We start from the raw sequence: 18,830 nt of genomic DNA, 5'->3' as shown, positions 1-18,830 counted from the left end.
GGAACAGGCGGGACTTTCCCGGCGAAAGTGGGACACCAGCTGATGCGAATCAGCCCGCGGCCACCGCGATCTCGTTCGGCGTCACCGCGAGGTCGGCCGTCGCGACGATCTCGCCGGTGGTGAGGTCGACCGCGTGCACCGCGTTCGCGGCGGGCTCTGTCACGTAGGCGATGTCGCCCGAGACCACGATCGCCGGGTGCGGGTCCTGCCACTCGATCGGGCTCTCCCACGGCTCGACGACCGGGTACGCGTCGATGATCTCGCCGGTGGCGGGGTCGAGCACGTGGATCGATCCGTCGGCCGACAGGATGTAGGCGAGGTCGCCGGGTCCGCGCGCGATGTCGCGGAAGGTGTACTCCACGCCCTCGGGCAGGTCGACGACGTCGTAGGTGCCGGCCTCGGTGTCGATCAGCGTGACCGCGTGCAGCAGGTAGCCCTCGGCGTCGGGGTCGTTCTTGTAGTCGCCCACGACGAGCGGGCTCGTCTCGCTGACGTACGCGTTGCCCATGCGCCCGTAGGGCTGGTCGGGCGCGGTGAGCTTCGTGATCTCGCCGTCGCGGTAGAGCAGCGCGCCGTCTTCGCAGCCGAAGACCACGGCCTCGTTCGCCGCGGTGCCCTCGCCGTGCACGCCCGGGCAGTCGGCGCTCCCGGTGACCGTCGCACCCGAGGAGTCCTGCACCGTGATGCCGGTGCGCCCGTCGGCGTTGCCGACCGTTGTGAGGAAGGTCCCGTCCTCGAGCACGAGCGACACACCGTGGTGCGCGTCGACGCCCGCGATCGTCTCGACCTCGGGCAGGGCATCGGATGCTGCGAGCTCGGCGGTCTCGAACACGGTCGTGTCGCTCGTGCCGTCGGCGTACAGGATCGTCTTGCCGCCGTGGCGCACGACGTGACCGGGCTTGTCGGCCGCGAACACCAGGTCGGTCAGCTCGGCCTGGTCGGTCGAGCCCGCACCCGTGTCGAGCACCTGGAAGCCCTTGCTCATCGTGACCATCACGTGCCGGTCGTCGCCGGCCGGGTTCAGGCGCGTGAACTCCTCGCTGGCGAGGTCGGCGACGGTCTCGAGGGTGTCGCCGTCGAGAACGACGATGCCTCCCTCATAGGCGACCGCGACGCGCGCACCCGCCTCCGGGGTGGTGCTGACGGCGGCGCCCGGGCTGCTCGCCGTCGGCGTCGAGCAGGCGGCCAGCGTTGCGGCGGCGCCGAGCGCGAGGGCCGTCAGTCCGATTCTTCGTGCGGTGGGGAGGTGCATGGATGCTTCTTTCTCTCTCGGTGTGCGGATTCTCAGGGCGAGAGTCCGCCGGCGATGCGCTGCGTGTTGACGCGCATCATGGTCAGGTAGTCGGGGGCTCCGCCGTCGGGCCCGGTGAGCGATTCGGTGAAGAGCTCCACGACGTCGACGTGCACATCGGCTTCGCTCGCAAGGGCCTGCACCAGCCGGTCGGGCGACGACGATTCCGCGAAGATCGCCGGCACTCCGGTCTGCTCGACGGCATCGACCAGATCGGCGAGATCGGAGGCACTGGGAGCGGCCAGCGTCGTGCCGCCGGGGATCACGGCCCCGATCACGGTGAAGTCGAACCGGTCGGCGAGATAGCCGAACACGTGATGGTTTGTCACCAGCGCCCGCCGCTCGGCGGGGATCGCGGCGAATGCCTCCGTCATCTCGGCGTCCAGCTGTCCGAGACGCTCCCGGTAGGCCTCGGTGCGCACGGCGAGGGCCGCCGCATCCATCCCGTCGATGTCGGCGAGCGCGGGCTCGAGGGCGTCGACGACGTCGATCATGCGGGCGGGATCGGTCCAGAAGTGCGCGTCGGGCGCGCCCTCCGCATCGCCTCCGGCATAGGCGAGCACGTCGATCGTCTCGCCGGCGACGAAGGTCGGAACACCGTCGGCGGCGGCCGCGTCGAGGTGCTGCTGCAGCCCCTCCTCCAGCCCGAGTCCGTTCGAGACGACGAGGTCGGCAGAGCGCACGCGGGCGGCCTCCTGCGCCGAGATCTCGAACGAGTGCGGGTCGGCGTTCGGCTTCATGAGGGTGAGCACCTCGACCTGATCGCCGACGAGCTCGCCGACGACGTCGCCGAGGATGTTCGTCGACACCACGACGAGCGGCCGGTCGCCGCCGCCGGGCGTGCACGCGCTGAGGACGGTCATCAGGGCGAGGGCCACGACCGCACCGATCCGACGCACGATCATCGGCCCGTCTCCGCGACGAACGCCGGGGCCGACGCGGTCTCGAAGGTGCGGGCGAGGCGCGCGCCGTCGGCGAAGTCGATCTCGTACATCCGCTGCTCGGCCGGCGCGCTGAGGTAGGCGCGCTGCTGATCGGCGATCAGCGCGGGGGCGGCGCCCGACGACAGCGACGCGGCGACGAGCGGTTCGGTCGCGGCGCGCTGTGCGCCCGTCGCGCCGTCGAGCACCAGCATCCGTCCGTCCTTCGCGAGCGCGAGTACGTGCCCGTCGGCATCGTCGACCGCGGTCACCGCGGCGAGTGGCGTCGGCACGGGCAGCAGCGTCCACGCCCGCTGGCGCGTGTCGAGCAGCCAGACGGCGCTGTCGCCGGCGAGCGCGGCGACGGTCGGCCGCCCCTCGCGGTTCGCGAACGCCACAGCACGCGGGGCTGTCGTGCCCTCCGGGTAGGGAATGCGCTCGATCACCACCCCGTCGGCGGCGACGGTGGCGAGAAGCGCACCGTCGTCGCACCCGATCACCGCGCCGACGCGGGTCGTGATCGTGCCGCCGGGGTCGACGCACGCGGCGCTCTGCCCGGTGGGCTCTCCGTCGGCCGACCGCACGGCGACCTCATCGCCCAGCCCCACGAGGGCGAACGAACCGACCGGCACCACGAGACCGCCGTCGTCGAGCCGGAACCGCTCGACGACCTCGCCCTTCGACAACGCCTCGGTGTCGAGCAGCACCGACTCACCGGAGCCCTCGAACGACAGACCCGTGCCGCCGGTCGTCGACGAGTTCGTCGTCGCGACGGTCACCGGGCCCTCCCCCTCGACAGTGCCGAGCAGGCGAGGCTCGGCGCGGTAGTAATGGAAGTGGTCGACGTGGTCCCAGGTCCAGACGCCGCTGTCGACGATCTCGACTCCGCCGGCCGTCTCGACGAACAGGTAGCGCCCGTCTGTCGTCATGCCGACCGGCGGGGCGGTGGACCCGAGCTCGGTGACGCTCTCCTCGAGCAGGTCGAGATGATGCACGGTGCCGGTGGCGTCGACGGAGGTGAGCCCGAGGGCCGGCTCCGCGAGCTCGACGGCGCCGGCGATCTCGCCGTGACCGTCGCCGGTCGGGGTCGACGCACGCTGCTCGGGCGCGGCGGACGCGCAGGAGGAGAGGGCGAGCGAGCCGGCGAGGGCGACGGCGACGGGAAGAATGCGGGAGCGCACGGGGTCCTTTCGAGGGGGGACGACGGATGCTGCGCCGATCACGCGAGCACACCCGGTCGGTGGGCGTCGACTCCGGGTCGACGCGGGCGGGTACCGCGCGGAGGCCGACGCGGGCGGGTACCGCGCGAACGAAACGCGTCGACCGCGGCGCGAGCGGCGCCCGACAGCGCCGCCAGCGCGATCGCTGCGGCGGCGATCGAGGCGCCCGCGGCCGTGGCTGCGTGCCACGACACGAGCAGCCCCGCGAGCACGGCGACGACGCCGAGGCCCGCGGCGAGCAGCATCCGCGTCGGGATGCGCGTCGTCCACGGACTCGCCGCGACGGCGGGAGCCAGCAGCAACCCGACGACGAGCAATGACCCGACGGCCTGGTACGAGGCGACGACGGCGAGGGTGACGAGCCCGACGAGTGCGGCCTGCGCGAGGCGGGGGCGCAGCCCCAGCACCGATGCGACACGGGGGTCGAGCGCGAGGGCGACGAGCGGGCGGTGGAAGACCGCGGCGACGATCACGCCGACGACGGTCGCACCGGCCAGCAGCGCCAGATCGATCGGGGCGATCGCGAGGATGTCGCCGAAGAGGATCGACGTCGCATCGGTGGCGAAGCTGCCCGAGTGCGAGATGACGATCACTCCGACGGCGAGCATCGCGACGAAGAGCAGACCGATGCTGGTGTCGTACGACAGCCGCCCGCGGCGCTGGACGGCGGCGATGCCGAGACTCATCGCGACGGCGCTGAGTGCTCCGCCCACGAGCACCGGGGCCCCGAGCACGGTCGCGAGGGCGACGCCCGGCAGCATGCCGTGGGCGAGCGCCTCGCCGAGGAAGGCCATGCCGCGCACGATCACCCAGGTGCCGACGATGCCGCAGAGGATGGCGACGAGTGCTCCGCCGGCGAAGGCGCGCTGCACGAAGTCGAGGGCGAAGGGCGCGAGGAGCGCATCGGTCGGGAGGGTCACGAGTGTCGACCGTAGCTTTATTGAGAACGATTCTCAAACTCATATGATGGGTGGGTGCCATCCTCCCCCACCCTCACCGAGCACGTCGCCCGACTGCGCGCCGTGCACGTCGACTTCGGCGGTCGCGAAGCCCTCTGCCACGTCGACCTCGACATCGCTCCCGGCGCGATCACCGTCATCGCCGGGCCGAACGGCGCGGGCAAATCGACGCTGATCGAGGTCATCGCGGGCACGCGCCCGCCGTCGTCCGGCGAGCGGCTCGCTCGGGGCGCGATCGCCTTCGTCCCCCAGCGCGCCGCGGCGTCCGATCGCCTGCCGGTGTCGGTGCGCGACGTCGTCGCCGTGGGCACCTGGGGCGCGCTCGGCCCCTGGCGCAGAACGGATGCGGCGGCCCGCGCCGCCATCGACGAGGCCCTGCGGCGGCTCGCGATCGAGGGGCTGTCGCAGCATCCGTTCGTCTCGCTCTCGGGAGGACAACGCCAGCGGGCACTGCTCGCACAGGGTCTTGCGCGCAGCGCCGATCTGCTGCTTCTCGATGAGCCGACCACCGGGCTCGACGCCGAGAGCGGCCGGCTCATCCGCGGTGCCCTGCGCTCAGAGGCTGCCCGCGGTGCGGCGGTGGTGTGCGTCTCGCACGATCCGGTGGTGCTCGCCGCGGCCGACCTGGTGGTGCGGATGGAATCCGGTCGCATCGTCTGACCGCGTGGTGCGTACGATCGACGCCATGAGCGAGAACGACGCGACCGCCGAGCAGCTCTCGCCCCTGATCTCCGCCGAACGCGCCAAGACCTTCGCCGATGCGGTCGTGGCGATCGCGATGACGCTGCTGATCCTGCCGCTCATGGAGAGCATCAGCGACGCCGGCGGTGCCAGCACCTCGGCCTCCGACTGGTTCGCCGAGCACGACGGCCAGCTGTTCAGCTTCGTGCTCAGCTTCGCGATCATCGCGATGTTCTGGATCAACCACCACCGCATGTACGCCCACGTCGAACGGGTCTCGGGCGGGCTGCTCTGGCTGACGATGGCGTGGTTGCTGACGATCGTCTGGCTCCCGGTGGCCACGGCCATGTCGAGCGAGTTCAGCGATGACGGGCTGCTCGTGCGACTCGTCTACATCGGCAGCATGCTCGTCACGAGTCTGCTCATGCTTGTGACACGGCTCTACCTGCGCGCCCACCCCGACCTGCTCGATGCCGATCCCGAGCACCTCACGCGCGGCCTCAGCGTGCAACTCGCTACGACGACGCTGTTCGCGATCGCCCTCGTGGTGTCGCTCCTCGTTCCGGCGACCACGTACTACCCGCTGCTGCTGCTCATGCTGACGGCGCCCGTCGCGCGCCTGTTCCGCCCTCTCGCCAGACGGCGCCGCCCCTAGCGGTTCGCGGGCATCGCCGCAACGGCCGCCTTCCGCCCGCGCGCACCCCGCACAATCGCAGCATGCACTTCCCGGACCTGCCCACCGAACCGATCGATATCGCCGAACTCATCGCCTCCGAACAGGTGCGCTGAGCTTCCCCGACTCACGAGGACCCCCGGCCGTGCGCCGGGGGTCCTCGTCGTTTCCTGGCGAGTGGGAGCGCACCGACCGATCGCGGCCGACCCGTGCCTAGGCTGGGTCGGTGAAAGACTCCCGAGGACGCGTGTGGACCGGCGTGCTCCGCGTCGCACCCCACCAGGGCGACCACCGAGCGGCTCTCCGCGCGGCGGTCAGCATCGCCGTACCCCTCCTCGTGCTGTGGGCTCTGGGGCGACTCGATCTCAGCATCTACGCGAGCTTCGGAGCCTTCGCCTCGCTGTACGGCCGCCACGATCCGTTCCGCGACCGCATCCGCATGCAGGCGGGCGCCGGTGCCATGATGATCGCCGCGATGCTCTGCGGAACCGCACTGTCCGTCGTCGGCGCACCCGCCGCCGTCAGTGTCGTCGTCGTCGCGGCGATCGCCTCGGGGGTCACCCTTCTCAGCTACACGCTGAGGTGGCACCCGCCGGGCGCTCTCTTCCCGGTGTTCGCCACCGGCGCGTGCGCCAGCATCCCGGCCACCGCCTCGTCGTTCGCATCGGTTCTGGGGGTCGCCGGGATCAGCGTGCTCTTCTCCCTCGCGGTGACCTCGACGGTCGCGGTGGTTCTGCGGCGGGCGCCCGTGACGGCCGGCAGGACCCGCCTGCCCGTGGGGGCGGTCGCGTGGGAGATGACGCTGACGGTCGGCGTCGCCACGCTCGCGGCCGGCATCGCCGCACTCCTCATCGTGGAGTCGCACTGGTACTGGGCGATGGTCGGCGCCGTCGCCGCGGTGAGCGGTGCCCGCACGTCGGCGCGCGTGATCCGCGGCATCCAGCGCCTGCTCGGAACGCTGGTCGGAGTGCTCGTCGCGGCGGCCGTCCTCGGTCTCGCCCTGCCCCCTCTCGCGGTGATCGCGATCGTGGTGCTCCTGCAGACCGCGGCTGAACTGTTCATCGGTCGCAACTACGGCATCGCGATGGTGTTCGTGACGCCGCTGGCCCTGCTCATGGTGTCGCTCGCATCGCCGACGCCCGCCGACGTGCTTCTTCGCGACCGCGTGATCGACACGATCATCGGCGTCGCCGTCGGCACCGTCGTCGCCGTGGTCTCTGCTGCACTCCGTCGACCACGCGGGGGCAGGACCCGACCCGCTTGACGCCGGGCCGCCCGCCGGGGCAGGTTGGGGAGACCATGCGCACTCCCCTCCTCACCGCGACCTGCGTCGTTGCTCTCGCGTTCTCGCTCACCGGGTGCACGGTGCCGGCGCAGGTGAGACCGACGACGAGTGCGTCTCCGGCCGCCTCCGCGCCCGAGCCCGAGGTGACGCAGGATGCGACTCCCGCCCTCATCACGAGCTACGAGGCCCTGCCGTGGCAGGCGTTCAACGCGCTGCCGTCGCAGGACCGGCTGCAGTACGTCGACTACCGCATCGACAGCGGCCGCGACGAGCACGCGCAGCTGCTCGGAGCGGCGCGACCGGGCTTCGTCGCACCGTCGGCGAGCAGCAACCCGCAACAGATCGTCGACCACTTCGTCTACGTGCTCGACGAGGCCGACTACCAGTTCCGCATCGATCCGCAGACGGGCGCGCAGTTGCACGATGCGACCGAGGGCATCAAGTACCTCAGCGGCGCGTTCCTGCGCGTGGAGGGCGAGGGGCTCTCGACCATCTTCGACGCCGAGCTCGAGGCGCACCGCACCAACGCCGCCGGCCCGCCGTACACGACCGACACCCGCTTCACCGCGACGGCCTACGCCGCGAAGACGGTCGAGTCCAACGGCACGATCATCAACTACCAGGACATCACCTTCACCACCGACGACGGCAGCGAGTACGTCGGACGGTGGGTGCTCATCCCCTTCGTCGCCGTCGACGGCACCGAGAAGTCGACGTGGCTCCTCGACCAGACCTACTTCCCCGACCAGCCGATCGAGGACTACTAGGTCGCGATGTCAGTGCGCCGCTTCGGCGGGCGCGCGCCGACGACCAATCCGGGAGATGCCCGTGATCACCGCGACGATGACGAGGCCGACGGCGAGACCGAAGACCGCCGACAGCGCGGTGTCGACGATCCACAGCACGACCGCTCCCGCGGCCTCGATCGTGTGCGTGATCGCGTGGACCACGTCGGAGGGACCGTGCCAGAACGTCTCGGCGAGATTCGCGATGAGGAGGTGTCCGCCGACCCACAGCATCGCGACCGTACCGATGATGCTGATGACGCGGAAGACAGCGGGCATGGCGGCCACCACGCGGGCGCCGGCGCGGCGGACGCCGCGCGCCGGGCTCTTCATGAGCCGGAGTCCGATGTCATCGATCTTGACGAGCAGCGCGACCGCGCCGTAGACGAGGATCGTCATTCCGAGGCCGATGACGACGAGGGCACCGAGGGTCATCCAGGTGCCGAAGTCGGGGTCGAGGCTCGACAGCGCGATGAGCATGATCTCGGTGCTGAGGATGAGGTCGGTGCGCACCGCGCCCAGCACGAGCTTCTTCTCGTCGCGGGGGCCGTCGTCGGCGTGGCCGTGCGAGACGCCGAACCACTCGAGCACCTTCTCCGCTCCCTCGAAGCAGAGGAACCCGCCGCCGATGATGAGCAGGAAGGGGAGCACCCACGGCGCGAAGGCCGACAGCAGCAGGGCGATCGGGATGATGATGACGAACTTGTTGACCAGGCTGCCGAGGGCGATCTTCCAGACCACGGGCAGCTCACGGGCCGGCGTGATGCCCTGCACGTACTGAGGCGTCACGGCGGCGTCGTCGATGACCACACCCGCCGTCTTCGCACTCGCCTTCAGCGCCGCGGTCAGGATGTCATCGACGACGGCGAGCAGTCCGACCGACATGTGCGCTTCTCCTCATGCTGCGTGCGCACGGAATGTGCGGCTGCTCACCGAGGGTACCGGCCGCCGGGTGATGCGCAGCATCCGCTGAGACACGCGTTCCGGCCGAGACCCACCGCCTGGCGGGGCGTCTCAGCCGGAAACGGTGTCTCGCGCGCGGACGCGTCCGATGAACGAAGAAGGGCACCCACGAGGGGTGCCCTTCTCTTTCGGTGGCGAGTGAGGGATTCGAACCCCCGAATGCAATGCAGTCTGATTTACAGTCAGATCCCTTTGGCCGCTTGGGTAACTCGCCAGGTGCGCACCCGCCCGGCTTTCTCAGTCGACCGGAGGCGCGAGAAACCATATTACTCTGCCGCGCGACCTGCTCCGAACCACGTCGACGACGGGGGCGCGCGTCAGGATGCGTCGGCGCCGGCGGGCTCGAGCACGCGCTCCACGAAGGCCTCGGTGCGGCGTCGCGTGCCGTCGATGCGTCGGTCGACGCTCGCGCGCACCTCGCTCGGGGCGAGCGGCATCGCCAGCCGCACGTTCTCGTGGCAGGAGAGGTCGGCGCAGATGTAGGTGCCGATGCTGTCGCCGGCGACGCCGGCGCGTCCGGCTTTGCGCGCGCTGAACAGGGTCACCTGGTCGGCGGGCTGCATCGTGTGGCACAGGTTGCACATCGCCGATCGCGCGCGCGACGATCCCTCCGCACCCCGCAGCACGACGCCGACCGGCTCGCCCTCATGCTCCATCACGATGTAGCCGCGTCCGCGGTTGTGCGGATCGCGCCACGCGAGGAAGTCGAGGTGATCCCAATCCAGCAGCAGGAAGTCGATGGGCATCGCGGCGACCCGACGCTCGTCGGGCATCGCGTTCACGAACGAATCGCGTACTTCTTCTTCGGTCAGGGCTCGCACGGCCACCAGTCTACGAATCCGCTCCCCTACCCGGGCCGGCGCGTGCTCTGCCCCCTCCTGCTTCCGCACGAGCTCAGGCTCGTTGCCGCCCGCGCCCCGCACGAATGCTGCAGTGACCGGAATCCGCCGCAGCCCGGGAACAACCATCCTGAGCACGGTCGCTGAGCGGGCGGCCGGGCAGCGGGCACGCCGTAGGGTGGGCGGGTGGCCGACGAAGCGGATGCCGGGGGCTGGTCCGACGTCGCCTCCGGCTGGGCGGAACTGTGGGCCGACGTCGCCCGGCCGACACACGGCGCCCTCATCGCCGCGGCGGGTATCGGCCCCGGCGCGCGCGTGCTCGACGTGGGGTGCGGCAGCGGCGAGCTCCTGCTCGCCGCGCGCGACGCGGGCGCGCAGGTCACGGGCGTCGACCCCGCGAGCGGCATGCGCGAACGGGCGCGAAGCCGGGGACTCGACGTACGAGACGCGGATGCTGCGCACCTCCCCTTCGCCGACGGAACCTTCGACGTGGTCACGGCGGTGAACGCCCTCCAGTTCGCCGACGACACGAGCGCGGCGCTCCGCGAGTTCGCGCGCGTGCTGGCGCCCGGAGGGCGCATCGCCGTCGCGAACTGGGCGGAAGGGGCGCAGAACGACGTCGACGTGATCGAGCGCGCGGTGGCCGAGGCCGACGAATCCGAGCCCCTCCCCGACGGCCCCCTCCGCCCCGCGGGAGGACTCGAGGCCGCGTTCGCCGAGGCAGGGCTGCGCGTCGTCTCCTCCGGCATGGCCGAGGCGCCGTGGACCGCGCGCGACGACGAGACACTTGTCCGCGGCATCCTGCTCGGCGAAGACGCCGCGACGCTCGACTTCTTCCGCGCGACGATCGTCGAGGCGGCCGCCCCCTTCCGCACCGCCGACGGCTACCTGTTGCGCAACGCCTTCCGCTGGGCGGTCGGCGAGGTCTGACGGCACGGAGCGGCGGCCCGCCGCATCCGCCGCTCCCCGAGAGCCGCGGCTAAACTCGCTCCATGGCTGATTCCTCTTTCGACATCGTCAGTAAGGTCGACCACCAGGAGGCGGAGAACGCCCTCAATCAGGCTCGCAAAGAGGTCGAGCAGCGCTACGACTTCAAGGGCACCGGCGCCTCCATCGAGTGGAGCGGCGAAGCGGTGCTCATCAAGGCCGGCACCGAGGAGCGCGCGAACGCGGTGCTCGACGTCTTCCAGTCGAAGCTCATCAAGCGCGGCATCTCGCTGAAGAGCCTCGAGAGCGGCGAGCCGACGCCGAGCGGCAAGGAATACCGCATCACGTCGACGCTGAAGGACGGCATCTCGTCGGAGAACGCCAAGAAGATCGGCAAGATCATCCGCGACGAGGGCCCCAAGGGCGTCAAGTCGCAGATCCAGGGCGACGAGCTGCGCGTGCAGTCCAAGAGCCGCGACGACCTGCAGGAGGTCATCCGCGTGCTCAAGGCGGCCGATCTCGACCTCGACCTGCAGTTCATCAACTACCGCTAGGAAGGGTCTACGCCCGTCACCGGGTGCGTGATGGACGCCACGAGGTAGAACCTGTCGAGGCGGATGGTGCACGTCTGCATCAGCCGGCCTCTGAGGACGCGCCGTCGCGGTCGTCGTGCTCGGCCGAGCAATAAGCGTGGAGTCCCCGCCATGTGGCCAGGTGCGCAGGCAGCGTTGTGCCGCACTCTTCGCAGGCGACGATGGCCCGACCGTAGAGTGCCCTGTTCGCCGCCGCGCGCAGCGATAAGCGCATGACCAATTCGTCTCCCCCCAGAGGTGGCCCGCTCCGGTCAGGGGTGCCTTCCATCGCGAAGCGGGCCGCGGGCGACGCTACGTGTCCCCCGAATGGGGGACACAGGGGTTGACAACATTTCACCCCGCATTTCACCCTCGACGCTCACTGCGTCGACCGGTGCGAGACCGCCGGACGCCACACGACGATCTCCCAGCCGCCGCCCGGCCCCTCGATAGCCACGATGCACACTCGGTCGTTATAGCCCTTCACGTAGCCGCGGACACGCTCTGCGGCCCGGTCGCGCCACTGCACCCACACCCACACCGGGGGCCTCGCCTGCGTCCACTCGATCGGGCGTGGCCCGTATGCCTGATGCGGCAGCGTCACCGGGGAGTCCTCGTGCCCGCCGGTCCGCTCTGCGATTCGGGCGTCGATCTTGTCGGCGTACCGTCTGTTCGTTCCCACCGGCCAGGTGTCCCTTTCCCCGGCCCGAGGCGATGAGCCTATGACAAAGGACTGACACCAGCGAGCGGGAGCGCCTGCCCTTCAGCAGAACCGCCTCGCGGTGACGACTTCCGACTGACACCCGCCCCACTACCCCCGTTCGCCCGCGAGTCGGGCGCGTCGATCTTCCTCGCGCTTGGAGTAGGCGGCGGCACGGATCGCGTCGTCCGATGCCAGTCCCGTGCCGAGCGCGCCTCCGAGAGTCGCGGCCGACGCCACGAACCAGGTGAGCACGAACAGATCTCCGTAGCCGAGCGACATTCCGAGCGAATCGCCCATCACGGCGGGGTCGAGAACGAACAGCGCCCAGCACAGATTGATGACGTAGAGCGCCAGATAGCAGAGGACGACTCCGATCGTCAGGGTCAGCAGGGTCGAGGTGTTGTAGAGACGAGACCTCTCCCGGGCTGCAGGCGAGTCGTCGTCGGGGCGATCCCACAGCTCGCCGTCGATCACGATCCAGGCGATGACGACCGCGATGGAGGCGATCGTCGCCGCCGCGAGGCGCCACCCCGACAGGGAGGCGGCCAGCAGCCAGATCGTCGGCTCGATGGTCGCTACCGCGCCGGTCGCCAGAGCCGCGACGAGTGCGGACTTGAGACCCGCCGCGAGCAGCCACGGACGATTCGCGAGCACCATTCCGAGAAGCACTCGGCCGCGGCCGTTGCGACCGCGGAGCGGCACACGATGCTCGTCGGGCCGGTCGGGTTCGGACATGCCGCTGATGAGCCCCCGCACGGCTCGACGGGCGCGGGTGCGCACCCGCAACCCGCCGAGAGCCGGAAGCGAGAGGACGGCCGAGTGCCGCCGCGGGTCGATCGCCGCCAGCAGGTAGCGACCGTCCTCGCCGCGGAGCGGAAGCTCCGTCACCCCGATGACGAGATCCCACTGGTGCGCCTCCCCACGCGCGTGGAGTCGCGACAGCGCGGTGTCGACGTCCTCCAAACCGAGCGTGAAGGGCTCGCTCACGAATTCGACGTCCCACTCGTCCCGGGCCGCGTCGCCCGCGGGGGTCAGATTCGTCATCCGCCGCGCGACGTCGGTCGGTGACGCCGGATCGGCCACCAGCCCCACGCGAATCGGCCCCATGTGCGCAACGTACACCCGGCGTCGCGCAGGCGTGAGGCCCCCTTCCGCGAGAGCAGGGCACAACGCGACCTACGCCTCCCCGGCGCCCCAGCGTCCGAGCGCTTCGATGGCCTCGCGGAGTGCCAGGCCGCGATCGGTCAGCGCGTAGGCCCGCGTGTTGTGCTTCAGCGGCAATCTGGTCAGCACTCCGGCCGCCTCCAGCTCGCGCAGCCGGGTCGCCAGCATGTTGGTCGGCACCCCGAGGTCGCGGTGCAGGTCGCCGTAGCGCTGCGGTGCGTCGAGCAGCCGCTCCACGATGAGCAACGCCCAGCGCGCTCCGACGATGTCGAGGGCCGCGGCGAGGTCGCTCACGCGGTCGGAGCGGCGTCCGGCTTCATCCAGAACGGCGAATAGTGGTACCCGTCGGGGTCGTCGAACTGTCGCTGGTACATGAACGAGTAGTCGTCGGTGTCGCCGATGCGCCCACCGGCGGCCTCGGCGCGCTCCACGAGTTCGTCGACCGCTTCGCGGCTGGGGAGATCGAACGAGACCGTGACCTTCGAGGGGGTCCCCGGCCCGCCGATCAGCTCCTCGGTGCCGCCGACGCTCGCGTACATCTCGCGGCTTCCGAGCATGACGTACTGGTCGGGCGCGATCGCGAAGCACGACACGTTGTGATCGGACATGTCGGCGTTGAGGGTCCACCCGAGGGCGGTGTAGAAGGCGGTCGCGCGTTCGACGCTCTCGACCGGGCAGGTGATGAAGAGGCTCATGCGGCTAACACTTGCAAAACGCAAGTTAGCCGTCAAGAGCCCCGCCGCGGCGCCCTCGCCGGGCGACCCGTTCGAGCCGGCGGCACGTCACGCCCGCGAAGCCCTAGAGTCGCGCCATGCGGATCGTTGTGTCGGGCACCCATGCGAGCGGGAAGAGCACCCTCATCTCCGACTTCGCCGCCCGACATCCCGAGTACTCCGTTCTGCCCGACCCGTTCGAGCTCATGGACGAGTTCTGGGACGCCCCCGGTCCCGCGATGTTCGCCGCGCAGCTCCGTCTCGCCGCGGATCGCCTCTCGAACGGGGAGCACGGTTCGCATCTCATCGCCGAGCGCGGACCCCTGGACTTCCTCGCCTACCTGTCGGCTCTCGAGGCACTCGATGAAGCACCGGTCTCACCACACCTGTGGGACCGAGCAACAGGGATTGTCCGCGACTCGCTGCGTCTGGTCGACCTCGTCGTGGTGCTCCCCCTCGCGGGCTCGGATGCCCTCGTCGCGGGCGCCGACGAACACCTCGCGCTTCGCGAGGCGATGAACGACGCCCTGCTCGACCTCATCGACGATCGCGATGTCGTGGACGAGCGCGCTCGGGTGGTCGAGATCACCGGCGACAGGGGCCGGCGATTGGCCGCCCTCGAAGCGGCGGTCGCCGGGTCGACGGCGCAGAAGGTTCCGTAGGGCGAGCCGTGCGAGCGCGTGTCCCGCCCTGCGCGGAGGGCCGGCCGCTGCGTTCCGGCGCATGAATGCTGCGACAGATCGCCCACCGACGTCGATCGCCCTATGCCGTCTTGCCGTCGCCGATCTCGTACGCCGAGGCCTTGCGCTCGAGGAATGAGCAGAGCTCGGAGACCGTGGCGAGCTCGCGGGAGAGCCACATCACCGTCTTCGCGTCGAGCCGCAACGGCTCGTCGCGCGCGTCGAACACGGTCACCCAGCGGTTCGAGCCGACGAACTCGGGCTCGATCGTGGTCACGGTGGAGGCGTTGACCATGCGGATCTCGACGAGACCGGTGTCGGCGCCGTCTTCACCGTCCTGGATCAGCACCACGACCTCGCTGACGAACGGCGCGTGCAGGTCGGTGAACTCATCGATCCACCCTTGGAGGGTGGGGAGCGTGTGGTAAGTGATCGCTTCTCCTGAGGGCGCTCGAGATTGTTGGCCGCCGCCCAACAAGTCGAGCATCAGCCCGACAATTATTGCAGTCCCTTCCGACAAAGAACCCGTGAGTCCGCCGATCACGCCTGCCGTGCGATCAGCGGAACGAGCCGGGGGTGTCGCCGAAGCGCTCGCGGAACGCCCGGTGGAATCCGGATGCGTCGCGCCACCCGCACGCGGAGGCGATCCGAGCGACCGACGCCTGCTTCCACACCGGCGATCCCAGCCGCTCGCGTGCGAGCTCGAGCCGCGCGCGCAGCATCCACCGGGTGACCGTGTCGCCCTCCCCCGCGAACACGCTCTGCACCGTGCGCGCCGAGACGCCATGGAGCGCGGCGATCTCGTTCACACCGAAGTCGGGCTCCGCCAGATGGGCCGCCGCCGTCGCGGTGTAGTCGGCGAAGCGCTCGGCGGGCGAGGCGGCGGCGCCGCCGTCCCACAGCCGGCGCACCATCGCCGCAACCGCCGCGGCCATCGCCCCGGCCACCTCGATGCGGCCGGCGTCGAACTCCGTGGTCATCAGTCGCACCTGCAGGGCGATCTGACGGCCGAGCACCGTGCGGCGCAGCCGGTCGTCCAGAGCGATCGCGTCGGCGGCATCCAGCCGGTGGCCGTGCACCTCTCGCGGCAGCCGCAGCGAGTAGAGGCGGAAGCGACGCGCGTCGTCGAAGTGGAGACGGAAGGGCTCGGCGTTGTCGAGCAGCACCGGCAGGGCTGCGGCGACCGGAACCGCCCTGTCGCCGGTGTCGACGACCGACGCCGAGGTGTCGCTGAAGTTCAGGAAGAGGGCGTCGTCGGGCTTCGCGGCGATGTCGCGCCTGTCGCGGCGGGCCTCGTGACCGGGTGCCCGCATGCGCGAGAGCACGATGTCCCCCCACCCGAAAGCGAGCACGTCGGCCTCGAAGCCCGGGGAGGCGATGCGCTGAGGACGGATGCCGAGGTACACGTCGCACAGCGCGTCGCAGAACTGCTCGAACTGGTCGCCGGGGGGCGCATCTCGGGTCGAGGATTCGAGCACGGGGGCCGCGCCTGCGCTCGTGTCCATGATCCTGCGCCCTCCACCAGTGCGTTCCACGTCGGCGTCGCCGTACCCTGCTGGCGGGCCCGAAGACGGGCGAACCCCTACCCGAAGGAGACGACGATGTCTGAGAAGCCGACTCTACTGCTGGTGCATGGAGCGTGGCACGGCGCCTGGGCGTGGGACCCCGTCGCCGGCATCCTCGAAGACCGCGGCTGGGCCGTGGAGCGGATCGACCTGCCCACCGTCCACGCCGACGACCCGGTCGGCCTGCATCTCTCCGACGACGCCGACGCGGTCGCCGCGGCGATCGCCGCGATCGACGGCCCCGTCGTCGTGGTCGCGCATTCGTACGGCGGTGTTCCCACGACACAGGCCGCGACCGGCGACACCGTGCAGCACATCGTCTATATCGCGGCGTTCGCGCTCGACGAGGGCGAGTCGCTGCTCGGCGCGGTCGGCGGCGTCGCGCCGTCGTGGTGGGTCGTCGACGGTCCGCTCGCGACGGCGGGAACCGACGACGAACCACCGGTGTCGATCTTCTTCGCGGACGTCGACGCGGATGCTGCGGCCGCGGCATCCGCGAGGCTGAAGCCGCAGAGCGTGCTCGCCTTCCAGGAGCCGCTCACCCAGGTCGCGTGGCGCACGAAGCCGACGACGTACATCGTCACCGAGCAGGACGCGATCTTCCCCGTCCCCGCACAGGAGGCCCTCGCCGCGCGCGCGGGATCGACCGTGCGCCGGCTCGATACGAGCCACTCCCCGTTCCTGTCGCAGCCCGAAGCGGTCGCCGACATCATCGAGGAGGCGGCGCGAAGCTGACCGGGCGAAGAACCAGTGTTTCGCCGGTAGTCAAGCTGCTATCGCCGGGGCTGCGAAGGCGAGAGTCTGTACCGGTCACCGCCGGGCCGAGGTGCCCGTTCCGGCGGTGACTCCCACCACTCCGGGGCGCCGCCGCTCTACTTCCAGGCGGTGACGCCGTCGGGGTCGGGAGGCAGCAGCGCGGCGACGGGAACCCCCAGCACGCCGGCCAGGGCGACGAGGGTGCGAAGGCGCGGGTTCGCGGGCGTGCCGGGGTTCGACTCGCCCTTCTCGAGCTTGCGGTACGAGAACGCGGCGATCCCGGCGGCGTAGGCGACCTGCTCCTGAGACAGTCCCCGAGTGGCCCGTGCCCGCGCGAGTGCGACGCCCAGCGCTGCCGTGTACTGCTCCCAGGCCTGGTTCGGGTCGTCATGCATGCTTCGAGACTGACGCACATTACATGCCTGCATGCACAGGTTTACATGCTGAGAGAAGAGTGATCCGAGAAGCGGATGCTGCGCGCTCAGGCCGCGAGCAGCGTTCCGAGGGTCGCCATCGCGACCCACAGACCGTTGTAGACCACGTGCGCGAGCACCGCCGGCCAGAGCCGCCCCGTGAGCAGCACCAGCAGGCTCGCGGTGAGACCGACCAGTGCGAGCGAGGCGACGGCATCCCACGCCAGGGGTGCGAGGAGGGCGTGCGCGACGACGAAAAGACCGGTCGACACGATCGCCGCGGCGAACATCGCGACCTCGCGCCCGGCCAGCCGCCGCACCGCCGTGTAGACCGCGACGAGAACGAGCCCGCGGAAGAAGAGCTCCTCCAGCACGGGCGAGATGACGACGTCCGAGAGGAGGTCGTCAAACAACCACGACGACGGGAGTGAGCCGCCCAGGCTCGGGTAGCTCGGCCAGCCGCCATCGCCGCCGGCACGCATCTCCAGCCAGCCCTGGACCAGGCGCAGGATCCCACCCAGCACGAGGCCGAACAGCAGGTCGACCGGCCGGAAACGCAGCAGACCGCGAGGCACCGACCGCACGAAGGCCGCCACGATCGCCGCCGCGAACGCGACCCACAGCACGACCTGTGCGAGGAGCGGAGCAGACCCGCCCCCGATGATCTCCGTCACCCCGGTCGCCCCGAGCACGCCGATGCCGAGGGCCAGCACCGCCCAGCCGGCCAGCTCCCACCCCCAGCGCTGAACGGACGTGCCGCCCTCGCGCCAGGTGCGTCGCGGCCGACTGGAGCCGTCGCCGCGACGTCGGCGACGGCGACGCTCGGCCGATCGCGCCGACTCGTCGTCGAAGTCGTCGAGCGGCTCGTCGATGACGATCCCCGATGCCGGGGTGCTGCTCGACGCGTGGATAGACTCGCTCATCAGCGCCCACGTTACCGCTCTGCCACCCCGAGCACCGGTCCTGGGCCCACGTACATCTGCACGCGCCGGGGGGTCGTCATGCTGGATCTGGATCTGAGTTCGATGTTCCGAGGTGGGGGAAACGCCGAGGCGAGTCCGACCATCGAGATACTCACCGTCTGCACCGGCAACATCTGCCGTTCGCCGCTGGCCGAGCAGATCCTCCGCGCCGCGCTCACTCCGCTCGACGTGGAGGTCTCCAGCGCCGGCACGCATGCGCTCGTCGACAAGCCCATGACCCGCGAGTCGGCGAAGCTCGCCGCCTCGTTCGGGGTGCGGGCGGCCGACTCGAAGGCGCACCGCGCGCGGTGGCTGACCGAGCTGCACCTCACGGGCCCCGACCTCGTGCTCGCGATGAGCCGCGAGCACCGCACGCATGTCGTCGGGCTGGCTCCGGCGCGCATGCGCTCCACCTTCACGGTGCGCGAGTTCGAGCGTCTCGCGAAGAACGTGGGCGACGCGGAGATCCGCGACGAGGCGGAGGCGGCCGGAGCCGACCCCCACGCCCGGGTGCGCGCCGCCCTGGCGCTGCTGCGCGCGCACCGCGACCGTGTCGAGGCTCCGGTCGACCCCGTCGACGACGACGTGGTCGACCCGTATCGCCGCTCGTGGGACGTCTACCAGCAGTCGGCGACCGAGCTCGCGCCCGGCCTCGCGGAGGTCGCCCGCGTGCTGCGCATCGCCCTGGCCTGAGGCGGGCACGACACAACTCCTGCAGAACGGCGGGGTTCCGGCTCCCATGACCGGCACGGGCCGGTT

Annotated in this window: 23 protein-coding genes and 1 tRNA gene; 9 read left to right on the top strand and 15 right to left on the bottom strand. The window is 70.7% G+C overall.

The features are described from left to right. Window positions 1-49: 49 nt before the first annotated feature. From aztD to aztB, 4 genes are read right to left on the bottom strand one after another with little or no spacing between them, the layout of a single operon-like run. Window positions 50-1,252, bottom strand: a complete 1,203-nt coding sequence (aztD, locus tag FVP77_RS16270; RefSeq protein WP_147895561.1) for a zinc metallochaperone AztD — start codon at window positions 1,250-1,252, stop codon at window positions 50-52. Window positions 1,253-1,284: 32 nt separating this feature from the next. Beyond that, window positions 1,285-2,196 (bottom strand): zinc ABC transporter substrate-binding protein AztC, encoded by a 912-nt coding sequence (gene aztC, locus FVP77_RS16265; protein WP_187266997.1) that lies wholly within the window; start codon window positions 2,194-2,196, stop codon window positions 1,285-1,287. Then, window positions 2,193-3,392, bottom strand: coding sequence for an ABC transporter (locus FVP77_RS16260; protein WP_147895560.1), 1,200 nt, complete (start codon window positions 3,390-3,392; stop codon window positions 2,193-2,195). The genes aztC and FVP77_RS16260 overlap by 4 nt, the downstream gene beginning before the upstream one ends. Window positions 3,393-3,430: 38 nt before the next feature. Beyond that, the gene (gene aztB / locus FVP77_RS16255) at window positions 3,431-4,351 is read right to left on the bottom strand and encodes a zinc ABC transporter permease AztB (RefSeq protein WP_147895559.1); all 921 of its coding nucleotides are present in this window, start codon (window positions 4,349-4,351) and stop codon (window positions 3,431-3,433) included. 54 nt (window positions 4,352-4,405) lie between these two features. On the opposite strand from aztB, the gene aztA reads away from it, so the two are divergent. From aztA to FVP77_RS16235, 4 genes are all read left to right on the top strand, one after another. Beyond that, window positions 4,406-5,050 carry a zinc ABC transporter ATP-binding protein AztA gene (gene aztA, locus FVP77_RS16250; RefSeq protein WP_147895558.1) on the top strand — a complete coding sequence of 215 codons (645 nt, stop codon included), beginning with the start codon at window positions 4,406-4,408 and terminating at the stop codon, window positions 5,048-5,050. A gap of 25 nt (window positions 5,051-5,075) precedes the next feature. After that, on the top strand, window positions 5,076-5,726 hold the full coding sequence (locus FVP77_RS16245; protein ID WP_147895557.1) for a TMEM175 family protein: 651 nt from the start codon (window positions 5,076-5,078) through the stop codon (window positions 5,724-5,726). Between the two features lie 244 nt (window positions 5,727-5,970). Further along, entirely contained in the window at window positions 5,971-7,008 is a 1,038-nt protein-coding gene (locus FVP77_RS16240; RefSeq protein ID WP_187266996.1) for an FUSC family protein, read from the top strand. 35 nt (window positions 7,009-7,043) lie between these two features. Further along, window positions 7,044-7,796 (top strand): hypothetical protein, encoded by a 753-nt coding sequence (locus tag FVP77_RS16235; protein WP_147895556.1) that lies wholly within the window; start codon window positions 7,044-7,046, stop codon window positions 7,794-7,796. Between the two features lie 9 nt (window positions 7,797-7,805). Here FVP77_RS16235 and FVP77_RS16230 read toward each other — a convergent pair whose 3' ends face one another. The 3 genes from FVP77_RS16230 to FVP77_RS16220 form a co-directional block, all read right to left on the bottom strand. Then, the gene (locus tag FVP77_RS16230; protein WP_147895555.1) at window positions 7,806-8,699 is read right to left on the bottom strand and encodes a DUF808 domain-containing protein; all 894 of its coding nucleotides are present in this window, start codon (window positions 8,697-8,699) and stop codon (window positions 7,806-7,808) included. A gap of 210 nt (window positions 8,700-8,909) precedes the next feature. After that, window positions 8,910-8,991, bottom strand: a tRNA-Tyr gene (locus FVP77_RS16225). A 103-nt stretch (window positions 8,992-9,094) separates the two neighbouring features. Continuing rightward, on the bottom strand, window positions 9,095-9,598 hold the full coding sequence (locus FVP77_RS16220) for an FBP domain-containing protein (protein ID WP_147895554.1): 504 nt from the start codon (window positions 9,596-9,598) through the stop codon (window positions 9,095-9,097). A 204-nt stretch (window positions 9,599-9,802) separates the two neighbouring features. Between FVP77_RS16220 and FVP77_RS16215 the strand changes: the two genes are divergently transcribed. Both FVP77_RS16215 and FVP77_RS16210 read left to right on the top strand, forming a co-directional pair. Next, window positions 9,803-10,546: a class I SAM-dependent methyltransferase gene (locus tag FVP77_RS16215; protein WP_147895553.1), complete on the top strand. Its 744-nt coding sequence runs from the start codon at window positions 9,803-9,805 to the stop codon at window positions 10,544-10,546. A gap of 62 nt (window positions 10,547-10,608) precedes the next feature. Further along, window positions 10,609-11,097 (top strand): YajQ family cyclic di-GMP-binding protein, encoded by a 489-nt coding sequence (locus FVP77_RS16210; RefSeq protein ID WP_116648598.1) that lies wholly within the window; start codon window positions 10,609-10,611, stop codon window positions 11,095-11,097. Between the two features lie 397 nt (window positions 11,098-11,494). On the opposite strand, the gene FVP77_RS16205 is transcribed toward FVP77_RS16210, so the two are convergent. The 4 genes from FVP77_RS16205 to FVP77_RS16190 all read right to left on the bottom strand — a co-directional run bounded on the left by FVP77_RS16205 (window position 11,495) and on the right by FVP77_RS16190 (window position 13,677). Next, window positions 11,495-11,719: a hypothetical protein gene (locus FVP77_RS16205; RefSeq protein ID WP_246134143.1), complete on the bottom strand. Its 225-nt coding sequence runs from the start codon at window positions 11,717-11,719 to the stop codon at window positions 11,495-11,497. 207 nt (window positions 11,720-11,926) lie between these two features. Continuing rightward, window positions 11,927-12,925, bottom strand: coding sequence for a hypothetical protein (locus FVP77_RS16200; protein WP_187266995.1), 999 nt, complete (start codon window positions 12,923-12,925; stop codon window positions 11,927-11,929). 69 nt (window positions 12,926-12,994) lie between these two features. Then, entirely contained in the window at window positions 12,995-13,276 is a 282-nt protein-coding gene (locus FVP77_RS16195; RefSeq protein WP_147895551.1) for a winged helix-turn-helix transcriptional regulator, read from the bottom strand. Further along, window positions 13,273-13,677 carry a VOC family protein gene (locus FVP77_RS16190; protein WP_147895550.1) on the bottom strand — a complete coding sequence of 135 codons (405 nt, stop codon included), beginning with the start codon at window positions 13,675-13,677 and terminating at the stop codon, window positions 13,273-13,275. Before FVP77_RS16190 ends, FVP77_RS16195 begins: the two co-directional genes overlap by 4 nt. A 116-nt stretch (window positions 13,678-13,793) precedes the next feature. On the opposite strand from FVP77_RS16190, the gene FVP77_RS16185 reads away from it, so the two are divergent. Next, complete coding sequence (locus FVP77_RS16185; protein WP_147895549.1) at window positions 13,794-14,357, top strand: AAA family ATPase; 564 nt, start codon at window positions 13,794-13,796, stop codon at window positions 14,355-14,357. A gap of 100 nt (window positions 14,358-14,457) precedes the next feature. On the opposite strand, the gene FVP77_RS16180 is transcribed toward FVP77_RS16185, so the two are convergent. Further along, a complete protein-coding gene (locus FVP77_RS16180) occupies window positions 14,458-14,862 on the bottom strand; it encodes a hypothetical protein (RefSeq protein ID WP_147895548.1) in 405 nt (134 codons plus the stop codon). A 70-nt stretch (window positions 14,863-14,932) separates the two neighbouring features. Further along, complete coding sequence (locus FVP77_RS16175) at window positions 14,933-15,880, bottom strand: helix-turn-helix transcriptional regulator (protein ID WP_147895547.1); 948 nt, start codon at window positions 15,878-15,880, stop codon at window positions 14,933-14,935. 96 nt (window positions 15,881-15,976) lie between these two features. On the opposite strand from FVP77_RS16175, the gene FVP77_RS16170 reads away from it, so the two are divergent. Then, on the top strand, window positions 15,977-16,675 hold the full coding sequence (locus FVP77_RS16170) for an alpha/beta hydrolase (RefSeq protein WP_147895546.1): 699 nt from the start codon (window positions 15,977-15,979) through the stop codon (window positions 16,673-16,675). 137 nt (window positions 16,676-16,812) lie between these two features. On the opposite strand, the gene FVP77_RS16165 is transcribed toward FVP77_RS16170, so the two are convergent. Together FVP77_RS16165 and FVP77_RS16160 are read right to left on the bottom strand one after the other, a co-directional pair. Next, a complete protein-coding gene (locus tag FVP77_RS16165) occupies window positions 16,813-17,091 on the bottom strand; it encodes a helix-turn-helix domain-containing protein (RefSeq protein ID WP_116648583.1) in 279 nt (92 codons plus the stop codon). Between the two features lie 86 nt (window positions 17,092-17,177). Then, entirely contained in the window at window positions 17,178-18,032 is an 855-nt protein-coding gene (locus FVP77_RS16160; protein ID WP_147895545.1) for a CPBP family intramembrane glutamic endopeptidase, read from the bottom strand. Between the two features lie 78 nt (window positions 18,033-18,110). Between FVP77_RS16160 and FVP77_RS16155 the strand changes: the two genes are divergently transcribed. Next, window positions 18,111-18,764, top strand: coding sequence for an arsenate reductase/protein-tyrosine-phosphatase family protein (locus FVP77_RS16155; protein ID WP_246134142.1), 654 nt, complete (start codon window positions 18,111-18,113; stop codon window positions 18,762-18,764). Window positions 18,765-18,830: the final 66 nt, after the last annotated feature.

It is taken from the genome of Microbacterium hatanonis, from assembly GCF_008017415.1.
Taxonomy (GTDB): Bacteria; Actinomycetota; Actinomycetes; order Actinomycetales; family Microbacteriaceae; genus Microbacterium; species Microbacterium hatanonis.
This window is presented reverse-complemented; position numbering and strand designations above follow the sequence as displayed.

Excerpts from the sequence above, each read along its gene's own strand:
- FVP77_RS16165 (WP_116648583.1), bottom strand. The coding sequence starts at position 17,091 with ATGCATGACGACCCGAACCAGGCCTGGGAGCAGTACACGGCAGCGCTG.
- FVP77_RS16180 (WP_147895548.1), bottom strand. The coding sequence starts at position 14,862 with ATGCTCGACTTGTTGGGCGGCGGCCAACAATCTCGAGCGCCCTCAGGA.
- aztC (WP_187266997.1), bottom strand. The coding sequence starts at position 2,196 with ATGATCGTGCGTCGGATCGGTGCGGTCGTGGCCCTCGCCCTGATGACC.
- FVP77_RS16235 (WP_147895556.1), top strand. The coding sequence starts at position 7,044 with ATGCGCACTCCCCTCCTCACCGCGACCTGCGTCGTTGCTCTCGCGTTC.
- FVP77_RS16185 (WP_147895549.1), top strand. The coding sequence starts at position 13,794 with ATGCGGATCGTTGTGTCGGGCACCCATGCGAGCGGGAAGAGCACCCTC.
- FVP77_RS16200 (WP_187266995.1), bottom strand. The coding sequence starts at position 12,925 with ATGGGGCCGATTCGCGTGGGGCTGGTGGCCGATCCGGCGTCACCGACC.
- FVP77_RS16210 (WP_116648598.1), top strand. The coding sequence starts at position 10,609 with ATGGCTGATTCCTCTTTCGACATCGTCAGTAAGGTCGACCACCAGGAG.
- FVP77_RS16170 (WP_147895546.1), top strand. The coding sequence starts at position 15,977 with ATGTCTGAGAAGCCGACTCTACTGCTGGTGCATGGAGCGTGGCACGGC.
- FVP77_RS16155 (WP_246134142.1), top strand. The coding sequence starts at position 18,111 with ATGCTGGATCTGGATCTGAGTTCGATGTTCCGAGGTGGGGGAAACGCC.
- FVP77_RS16190 (WP_147895550.1), bottom strand. The coding sequence starts at position 13,677 with ATGAGCCTCTTCATCACCTGCCCGGTCGAGAGCGTCGAACGCGCGACC.
- FVP77_RS16160 (WP_147895545.1), bottom strand. The coding sequence starts at position 18,032 with ATGAGCGAGTCTATCCACGCGTCGAGCAGCACCCCGGCATCGGGGATC.
- FVP77_RS16175 (WP_147895547.1), bottom strand. The coding sequence starts at position 15,880 with ATGGACACGAGCGCAGGCGCGGCCCCCGTGCTCGAATCCTCGACCCGA.
- FVP77_RS16230 (WP_147895555.1), bottom strand. The coding sequence starts at position 8,699 with ATGTCGGTCGGACTGCTCGCCGTCGTCGATGACATCCTGACCGCGGCG.
- FVP77_RS16245 (WP_147895557.1), top strand. The coding sequence starts at position 5,076 with ATGAGCGAGAACGACGCGACCGCCGAGCAGCTCTCGCCCCTGATCTCC.
- aztD (WP_147895561.1), bottom strand. The coding sequence starts at position 1,252 with ATGCACCTCCCCACCGCACGAAGAATCGGACTGACGGCCCTCGCGCTC.